8 protein-coding genes and 1 pseudogene are annotated in these 8,196 nt (G+C 63.5%); 6 read left to right on the top strand and 3 right to left on the bottom strand.

Going from position 1 to position 8,196, the window contains the following annotated elements; genetic code table 11:
- Nucleotides 1-469: 469 nt before the first annotated feature.
- Nucleotides 470-1,291, bottom strand: coding sequence for a M15 family metallopeptidase (locus tag UNPF46_RS36795; protein WP_142253291.1), 822 nt, complete (start codon nt 1,289-1,291; stop codon nt 470-472).
- A 124-nt stretch (nt 1,292-1,415) separates the two neighbouring features.
- Between UNPF46_RS36795 and UNPF46_RS36790 the strand changes: the two genes are divergently transcribed.
- From UNPF46_RS36790 to UNPF46_RS36780, 3 genes are all read left to right on the top strand, one after another.
- Nucleotides 1,416-2,114 (top strand): glycoside hydrolase family 75 protein, encoded by a 699-nt coding sequence (locus UNPF46_RS36790; protein WP_100180258.1) that lies wholly within the window; start codon nt 1,416-1,418, stop codon nt 2,112-2,114.
- Nucleotides 2,115-2,278: 164 nt separating this feature from the next.
- Complete coding sequence (locus UNPF46_RS36785) at nt 2,279-2,956, top strand: glutathione S-transferase family protein (RefSeq protein ID WP_142253290.1); 678 nt, start codon at nt 2,279-2,281, stop codon at nt 2,954-2,956.
- Nucleotides 2,957-2,966: 10 nt separating this feature from the next.
- The gene (locus UNPF46_RS36780; protein WP_142253289.1) at nt 2,967-3,290 is read left to right on the top strand and encodes a DMT family transporter; all 324 of its coding nucleotides are present in this window, start codon (nt 2,967-2,969) and stop codon (nt 3,288-3,290) included.
- Nucleotides 3,291-3,432: 142 nt separating this feature from the next.
- On the opposite strand, the gene UNPF46_RS36775 is transcribed toward UNPF46_RS36780, so the two are convergent.
- Nucleotides 3,433-4,080 carry an alpha/beta hydrolase gene (locus UNPF46_RS36775; protein ID WP_024337874.1) on the bottom strand — a complete coding sequence of 216 codons (648 nt, stop codon included), beginning with the start codon at nt 4,078-4,080 and terminating at the stop codon, nt 3,433-3,435.
- A 337-nt stretch (nt 4,081-4,417) separates the two neighbouring features.
- Nucleotides 4,418-5,398 (bottom strand): LytTR family DNA-binding domain-containing protein, encoded by a 981-nt coding sequence (locus UNPF46_RS36770; RefSeq protein ID WP_142253288.1) that lies wholly within the window; start codon nt 5,396-5,398, stop codon nt 4,418-4,420.
- A gap of 59 nt (nt 5,399-5,457) precedes the next feature.
- On the opposite strand from UNPF46_RS36770, the gene UNPF46_RS36765 reads away from it, so the two are divergent.
- From UNPF46_RS36765 to UNPF46_RS36755, 3 genes and pseudogenes are all read left to right on the top strand, one after another.
- Nucleotides 5,458-6,651: an acyltransferase family protein gene (locus tag UNPF46_RS36765; RefSeq protein ID WP_142253287.1), complete on the top strand. Its 1,194-nt coding sequence runs from the start codon at nt 5,458-5,460 to the stop codon at nt 6,649-6,651.
- Nucleotides 6,652-6,702: 51 nt separating this feature from the next.
- The gene (locus tag UNPF46_RS36760; protein WP_142253286.1) at nt 6,703-7,842 is read left to right on the top strand and encodes a cysteine desulfurase family protein; all 1,140 of its coding nucleotides are present in this window, start codon (nt 6,703-6,705) and stop codon (nt 7,840-7,842) included.
- A gap of 113 nt (nt 7,843-7,955) precedes the next feature.
- Nucleotides 7,956-8,196: pseudogene (locus UNPF46_RS36755) on the top strand (Fe-S cluster assembly protein SufB); the annotation flags it as partial.

Here is an 8,196-nt window from a genome sequence, read left to right as displayed (position 1 = left end):
TGCCGGTTGGTCGCCACATCACCGCAAGCCTTGACGCCAGAACCCCGGGCGCCAGGACCACACGACTTCTCCGTCCGCGGACGGCCTGGCCTCAGCATCCGGGGCTTGCGTGTGCCCGCCCCGGACCATCGACCAAACCGCTGTGACCGCGCCGTGTCGTATGCACGCTGCGTGAGACTCACGGTTGCCCGCCCTGTCGCCACACATCCGCGCCGGCGCTACCGCGTCCACCGCACCCCGGCCCGCATCTCGTGACGATCGCGAAGCGCCCCTCTGGCAGGGCCGGGATTGCGGCTGTATGCCATAAATCCGAAATTCGGAAAAGCGATATATTTTCACTGGGAGGGATTGACGGGTTCCGGGTGTTTTGCCCGACGGGACGCGGCGCCCGCCACGCCGCAGACACACGACCTCTTCTTCGGGGAGCGGCGCCCTGCGGACCGGTCTCCAGGCGTCCTGCGTGTTCGGCCTAGAGTTCGGCGAGCTCGAAGTGCATTCCATCGAAGGGTTTGAAATGACCGCCCCAGAAGAATCCGAGCGAGTTTGCGATGCCGACCAACTCACGCACGCAGCCGCGCGCGTCAAGCGCAACCGGAATATGTTTGCGAGGGTTCTGCTCGTCGTTGATATCTAGCGCAGTACCCCATGCATGGTTCGACAGATTGGCTCGACTTGCGGTGGTCGAACCCCGGATCAACCGAGGACTGAAAGCTCCCGCGCAGGTGATGACGCGGTCGATGAGGCCGGCTTCACGCCATTGGGCGAACAATTGCGCGAATTTGGGTGCAGCCAGCCTGTGGCATCGAATGCGCCCGACGGGTTGCACGGTGTAAGTGTTGCCGTCGGCGAAGAGACAGTTGTCGAGTTCAGGGATCTTGAGCGTTACGATGTTGTCTTCAACCCAATTGTTCCGAATTTCGATGCGTTCCGGGTTGTCCGGGGTCGGCGAGTGCACAAAGTCGAAGCTGCCGAACAAGCTCGCGGTTAGCTTTGGACTTGGCTGTGGCGGCGATGCCGGCTTTGCCGGCCAGTTGGTGCCCGTTTGCGCCGAGGCTGAAGGCAGCCCACGTACGACGAAGCCGCCAATTCCAAGCGATTCACGGGTGACCTTGTCGACAGCACCTGTTTTATTGAGGCCGTGATCATGTTGCCAGGCGGTCACCGCATCGCGCGTCTTCGGGCCAAAGTGACCGTCCGGGCTGAGCGAAGCTCCCTTGGAAGTGAGGAATTCCTGCAAGCGACGAATGTCCGCGCCGACGTCGCCGTAAGAAAGCCTGTAGGTGTATTCCATCTCGGCCTCCAATTTGATTTTTGACCATCTTGAAGAATTAACAATCAGGGGTAGAGTAAAGAGAGAAGAGATTTTCGCAAGCTTCACCACTGCGCGTCGTTGACCGAATTCGGGGGAGGGGCCAATGAAGCTCGACTTTGCACCGGCGGAGACATTTCGCGGAACACGAATTTTGCGGCAAGCGAATAATCTGGCTTACGCCTACGAAACCAATCATGCAGCGGTAGACGCCGATGGTGCGCCAAACGCCTACCATCCTGATGATATCGGCTTGGATGCGCTGGCAAATGCCGGTTATCCACACACCAACTGGTGGCGGGATGTTCTCGTGCCGGATCCCGACCATCCAGCCCGCGCGTACATCCAGCCGAGCGGCGAGTACGAGGGCTATTTCGTCGCGATGACTTCTTTGCGGGCGCCGAGCGGGGCTCGGACTGATCCAGCGACGTATGTCGATGCGACCCGATTTCCTTATGTTGTCATTCCGACGGGATTTGAGAGGCTTCCTCATGTTGCGAGGGCTGGTGATGTCGGTTTCGCAACGCACGTGCCAACTGGCGTGACCTCGACATTCATTGTCGGCGATGCCGGAGGAGGCAGTGCGGCGCGACTGGGGGAAGGATCGATTGCGCTGTTCGTTGCGCTTGGCGGTCAGAGTCCGAACCCCCGGACCGGCGCCGGATTGCCGAAGGGAAAGATCCAGTACATCATCTTCCCGAACTCGCGAAAAGCGGGTGAGGGACTGTGGCCACGGACCAATCAAGACATTCATGACCAGGCTATGGATTTGATTGCCAATACGCCCGGCATTGCGACGGAGTAAGGCCAAAACGCGCGGTGGCGCAGGCGGACACTGTCACCGAAAAGCAGGGCGGGTGACCGCTCGTCCGTCAGGTGTGAGGGACGTGGTCGCGACTCGATCTTGACAGGTACATGCAGATGCATCTAGATTGGATGCAATTGCATATAACCGTCGGGATCCCAGCCATGACCGCCTCACTGAAACTGATCAGCCACAAGCTTTGTCCCTATGTGCAGCGCGCGGTGATCGCGCTGAAGGAGAAGGGCGTGCCGTTCGAGCGGATCGACATCGATCTCGCGAGCAAGCCCGACTGGTTTCTGAAGCTCTCTCCGCTCGGCAAGGTGCCGGTGCTGGTGGTGACCACTGACAAGGGCGAGGTCGCGCTGTTCGAGAGCAACGTGATCTGCGAGTACATCGAGGAGACGCAGGGCGGCGCGAGGCTGCACCCGGCGGATGCCTTGAAGCGTGCCGAGCATCGGGCCTGGATGGAGTTCGGCTCGGCGATCCTGGGTGATCTCTGGGGCCTCGAGACCACGACGGATCCCGCGACGTTCGAGAGCAAGCGCCAGGCGCTCGTCGCAAAATTCGCGCGCGTGGAAGCGGCGCTCGGCGCGGGCCCGTATTTCGCAGGCGAGGCGTTCAGCCTGGTCGATGCGGTGTTCGCACCGATCTTCCGTTACTTCGATCTGTTCGACGAATTGACCGCGCACGGCATTTTCACGGATGTGCCAAAGGTCCGTGCTTGGCGTGCCGAGCTCGCCAAGCGCCCGAGCGTCCGCACGGCCGTCGGCGCGGCCTATCCGCAGTTGCTGCGCGCCTTCCTCGTGCGCCACGACGCGCATCTGCTCAAGCTCGCGGCCTGAGCGCAGGCTGATGTCGCATTCCACGGCCTGGCTGATGCTGGTGATCGCCGGCGCGCTCGATGTCGGCTGGGCGATCTCGATGAAATACGCGGAAGGCTACACGCGGGCGGGCTGGAGCATTGCGTCGCTCGTGCTGCTCGCGGCCTTCGTTGTCCTGCTCGGGCGCGCCTTGAAGGTGCTGGACGTCGGCGTCGCCTATTCGGTGTGGACCGGCATTGGGGCTGCCGGCACCTTCGTGATGGGTGTCGTCCTGTTCGGCGAGACCTTGAGCGCGATGAAGCTTGCGGGCATCGCGCTCGTCTTGACGGGGATCGTGGCGCTCAAGCTGGCTTGATGTGCACGTAGCCCGGATGGAGCCAACGGGTCGGCGCAAGGCGCCGCCCGATGACAGGCTCCGCGCAATCCGGGACGGTGTCTCTGCAGCGAGAGGTTTCCCGGATTGCGCTACGCTCCATCCGGGCTACAAGACCAATGCCTCAGCGAACGTTCGCCAGACGCATGTCCAGATACGCCGTGATGGTCTCCATCAGCGGCTCGAGCTTGGCGTCGAAGAAGTGGTTGGCGCCGGGGATGATCTGCTGGTCGATCACGATGCCCTTCTGCGTCTTCAGCTTCTCGACCAGCGTGTTGACGTCCTTCGGCGGCACCACCGCGTCCTTCTCGCCATGCACGATGAGTCCGGAGGACGGGCAGGGCGCGAGGAACGAGAAGTCGTAGAGATTGGCCGGCGGCGCGATCGAGATGAAGCCCTCGACCTCAGGACGGCGCATCAAGAGCTGCATGCCGATCCAGGCGCCGAACGAGAAGCCGGCGACCCAGCAGGCGCGCGCTTCGGGATTGATGGTCTGTGCCCAGTCGAGCGCGGCTGCCGCGTCCGACAACTCGCCGGTGCCATGGTCGAACGAGCCCTGGCTGCGGCCGACGCCGCGGAAGTTGAAGCGCAGCACCGAGAAACCGCGATGCGCGAAGGCGTAGTAGCACTGGTACACGATCTGATGATTCATCGTGCCGTGGAACTGCGGATGCGGATGCAGGATCATCGCGATCGGCGCGTTCTTCTGCTTGGCCGGGTGATAGCGACCCTCGAGGCGGCCGGCAGGGCCGGTGAAAATAACTTCAGGCATGGATGATCTCTGATTGAGTCCCTTGGAGGTGATCCCTGCGCAATCGTCCGATTGAGGCTCACCCAGCGTTGCCGCCGGCGAGAGCACGGATGAAGGGTGGAGAGGCGCGCCCTCGGATGATGCGCGAGTGGCGCGCAGGTGAACTGACGCGCGCTTCTAACACGAGGCAAGGGTCAAAAAGCAAGCATCTTCGACATCTCTCAATCGGCTCAACAGCTTAGCCAGTCATCGCGGCGTCATGTCCGGCCGGACGCGGGGGATGGGGAGGCTGCCGCGCCACAGCTGGGCGCCGGTTGGAGCCGGCTGTTCTGCCGAGGCCCCGACCAACCAATTGGAATCACGAGTGTTTATTAACGGACGTCGCATCGGCGGAGGCGATTCCCGCCGGGGCGGTTCGGCTTCCGAGCGCGGCGACCGCCGGCCGGTAACGCCGGCTGCCTCCGAGCGTCTGCCCGTTGTCGAAGGCGAGCTCGAAATCCCCGGAAGCCCTGCGATCCACGCCGCTCACCCGGTCGAGATTGGCAAGCCTGGTCCGATGAACGCGAACGATGGAAAAGCGCGCCAGCTCGCTTTCCGCCGCTGCGAGCGTACCCCGGATCAGGTGCCGGGTGCCGTCCGCGAGGCTGTATTCGATGTAGTTGCCGGCGGACGCGACCCAGAGGATGTCGCGCGGCAGCACACGAATGCGGCTGGTGCCGTCGCGCAGCCAGATCATGTCGGGGGACGGCGGGCCGGGCGCCGCGGGAGCGGCTGCGGCGGTCTTCAGCTCACGCCGGCTTTCGAGCAGCCAGATCGTGCCGGCGATCAGGACAACGGCCACGGCGTCCTTGCGGAATTCATAAAGGACCGTCGCGAGTGAGAAACGGAAATCGTAGGCGCCTCCGGCGAGCCAAAGCGCGAGCTTCCGCACCCAGACCATCCCGGCGATGTGAAGGGCGGAGAAGCCGAGCAGGGCGATGGTCCCGATTCCGACCCGCGCGGCGAGACCGGACATCCGGCGCATGCGGCGGACCGCCAGCACTGGGATCGGCAGCAGCAGCAGGATGACGGCGATGCTCGACATCTCCCAGAACAGCCGCCGACCGATGTCGTAGCTGTCGCCGCGCCAGGCGGCGTCCTGAGCGCCCGAGAACGCGTTGACGATTCCGATCGCGAGCGAGACGGCCGCAATCGCAGCGAACATCATCCGGTCGCCGCCGCTGATCCCAGAAGGCCCGCGACTCGTCCCAGCCGCAGGCGGCTCGTCCCCTCGCGTCCGATTCTGATCCCAAACCGGCTCGACGTGCGCCGCCGGCGGAGCATTTTCGGTGTCAGCCATTTTCACTGTCAACCTGGCCCGAAAACCGCGTTCGTCGTCCCCTCAAGGAGCAGAAAACCATGACAACACCACAGCAATTCCAAAGCTCGGAAAGGCGTATCGATCTGGACTGGGTGCGGATTTTAGCCTTCGGACTCTTGATCTTCTACCACGTCGGCATGCTCTACGTGTCCTGGGGATTTCACATCAAGAGCGCATACCGGCTGACCTGGCTGGAACCGGTGATGCTGTTCCTCAATCCCTGGCGGCTGTCGCTGCTGTTCCTGGTGTCGGGGGTCGCAACCCGCTTCATGCTCGACAAGTCGACCCTGGCATCGCTCGCGGGTGCGCGGTCGGCACGGCTGCTGATCCCGCTGATCTTCGGCATGCTCGTGATCGTGCCGCCGCAGTCCTATCTCCAGATCGTCGAAAGCCCAGGCTATCCCGCGGGCTTCTTCGATTTCTACACCAGGCACTACTTTGCCTTCGGCGCGCAGTTCTGTCCGAATCCCTGCATCGTGCTGCCGACCTGGAATCATCTCTGGTTCGTGGTCTATCTCTGGGTCTACACGATGGCCCTGATCGGCGTGCTCGCGCTATGGCCTGCCGGCGCCGACTGGCTTGGCCGGAGGCTGGCTGGCGTGCTCGCCGGGCCCCGGCTGCTGATCGTGCCCTGCCTGCTGTTTGCGGCCTGGCGCCTGGCGCTGTTTCCGGCTTTCCCGTCGACGCATGCGCTGTTCGGCGACTGGTACAACCATGCGGACCACGCGACGGCCTTCCTGATCGGTTTCCTGCTGGCGAAGCAGGAAGGGATCTGGCGCGAGGTCGAACGTCAGCGCTGGGCGGCATTGGTGGCTGCAACCGCCTGCTTCTCTGCCTTCATCCTGGTTCGCGCCGGTCTATTTGCGCCGTCGTCTGCGCTGAAGTCGTTCGCAGCCTCGGCCTATGGTTGCTACCAGTGGCTCGCGATCGCCGCCGTGCTCGGCTTTGCGCGGCGCATCTTCACTGCCGACAGCCCAGTGCGTCGCTATCTCACCGACGCGATCTTTCCGTACTACATCGTGCATCAGACAGGGATCATCGTGATCGCGCATCAACTGCGCGACAGCGGTCTTTCGGCCGGGAGCGAGGCCTCCATCGTCATCATCGGGACCGCGCTCACTTGCGTGGCGACCTATGAAGTCGTTCGGCGCATCGCCTGGCTGCGGCCGCTGTTCGGATTGCGCGCGGTGCCGCGGACGATTGCCACGATGGAGCAGCATCAGCCGGCCTGATGCGCACGTCCCTCCGATTGGCCGGACGGCAAAAGGTGCTAAGAGGGCAAAATGCCGACCCGTGTCTATCTCGACTGGAACGCGACCACGCCGCTGCGCCCCGAGGCGCGGGCGGCGATGGTTGCGGCGTTTGACCTGATCGGCAATCCGTCGTCGGTCCATGCCGAGGGGCGGGAGGCGCGGCGATTGGTCGAGGAGGCGCGTGCCACGCTTGCCGCGGCCGTGGGTGCCTTGCCGCGGAACGTGATCTTCACCTCGGCCGGAACCGAGGCCAATGCGCTGGCGCTGTCGCCGGGGCTGCGGGGGCCGTCCGGCCGACCTGTCGAACGGCTGCTGGTCTCGGCGGTTGAGCACGCCTCGGTGCTGGCGGGAGGCCGGTTCCCGGGCGCCGCGATCGGTCTGATCCCGGTCACGCGCCCCGGGGTGGTCGACCTCGAGCATCTAAGGGCCCAGCTCAAGGACGGTCCGCCGGCGCTGGTGTCGATCATGGCCGCCAACAATGAGACCGGCGCGCTCCAACCGGTTGCCGAGGCGGCAACGATTGTTCACGAGGCCGGCGGCCTGCTGCATGTCGATGCGATCCAGGCGCTGGGCAAAATCCCGTTCGACATCAAGGCTGTAGGCGCCGACCTTGCGACCTTTTCTGCGCACAAGATCGGCGGCCCCAAAGGCGTCGGCGCATTGGTCGTGGCCGAGGGGATCGCCGGACTGGAGCCGGTGTTGCGGGGCGGGGGACAGGAGCAGAGCCGCCGCGCCGGGACCGAGAATGTCTCTGGCATTGCCGGCTTTGGCGCGGCTGTGAGGGTCGCGCTTCAGGCTCTGCCGGAAGATGTGGAGCGGATGGCAACCCTCAGAAATCACTTCGAAAAGGGCATTCGGGGGATCGCGGGCGCGACGATCTTCTCAGAGGGGGTGAAGCGGTTGCCAAATACCGTTTTGTTCACGGCGCCGGGCCTCAAGGCCGAAACCGCCGTAATCGGTTTCGACCTCGAAGGCATTGCCGTCTCCTCCGGCTCCGCCTGTTCCTCGGGCAAGGTCCAGCCGTCGCACGTTCTTTCGGCCATGGGCTTTGACCCGATGGTCGCCCAGGGAGCGGTGCGTCTCAGTCTGGGCTGGTCCACGGAACCGGATGACATCAACAGGGCGTTAGAGGCTTGGCGAAAGCTCGGTAATACCCTACTTAGACATTAAGCGACGAAACACGGCTTGAACGGTTCTAAGCCCGTGCTTTCTGCCAAAAAACATCGTAATACTCGTCCGAGTTTGATCCACCGTGGTCCTTGAAACCACGAGCGGAGGATAGAATGCCAGCCGTGCAAGAGACGGTCGAGCGCGTGAAGCGCATCGACGTCGATCAGTATCGTTATGGGTTTGAGACCCTGATCGAGTCCGACAAGGCCCCCAAGGGGCTGTCGGAAGAGACCGTCAAATTCATCTCGCAGAAGAAGAACGAGCCCGTCTGGATGCTCCAGTGGCGGCTGGAGGCCTATCGGCGCTGGCTGACCATGCAGGAGCCGACCTGGGCGCGCGTCGACTATCCCAAGA

Origin of the sequence: Bradyrhizobium sp. UNPF46 (assembly GCF_006658625.1) — a bacterium.
In the GTDB taxonomy this organism is placed as follows: Bacteria; Pseudomonadota; Alphaproteobacteria; order Rhizobiales; family Xanthobacteraceae; genus Bradyrhizobium; species Bradyrhizobium nitroreducens.
Note: the sequence above shows the minus strand (reverse complement) of the source record. Positions and strands in the feature narration are given on the sequence as shown.

Excerpts from the sequence above, each read along its gene's own strand:
- UNPF46_RS36795 (WP_142253291.1), bottom strand. The coding sequence starts at position 1,291 with ATGGAATACACCTACAGGCTTTCTTACGGCGACGTCGGCGCGGACATT.
- UNPF46_RS36790 (WP_100180258.1), top strand. The coding sequence starts at position 1,416 with ATGAAGCTCGACTTTGCACCGGCGGAGACATTTCGCGGAACACGAATT.
- UNPF46_RS36785 (WP_142253290.1), top strand. The coding sequence starts at position 2,279 with ATGACCGCCTCACTGAAACTGATCAGCCACAAGCTTTGTCCCTATGTG.
- UNPF46_RS36780 (WP_142253289.1), top strand. The coding sequence starts at position 2,967 with ATGTCGCATTCCACGGCCTGGCTGATGCTGGTGATCGCCGGCGCGCTC.
- UNPF46_RS36775 (WP_024337874.1), bottom strand. The coding sequence starts at position 4,080 with ATGCCTGAAGTTATTTTCACCGGCCCTGCCGGCCGCCTCGAGGGTCGC.
- UNPF46_RS36770 (WP_142253288.1), bottom strand. The coding sequence starts at position 5,398 with ATGGCTGACACCGAAAATGCTCCGCCGGCGGCGCACGTCGAGCCGGTT.
- UNPF46_RS36765 (WP_142253287.1), top strand. The coding sequence starts at position 5,458 with ATGACAACACCACAGCAATTCCAAAGCTCGGAAAGGCGTATCGATCTG.
- UNPF46_RS36760 (WP_142253286.1), top strand. The coding sequence starts at position 6,703 with ATGCCGACCCGTGTCTATCTCGACTGGAACGCGACCACGCCGCTGCGC.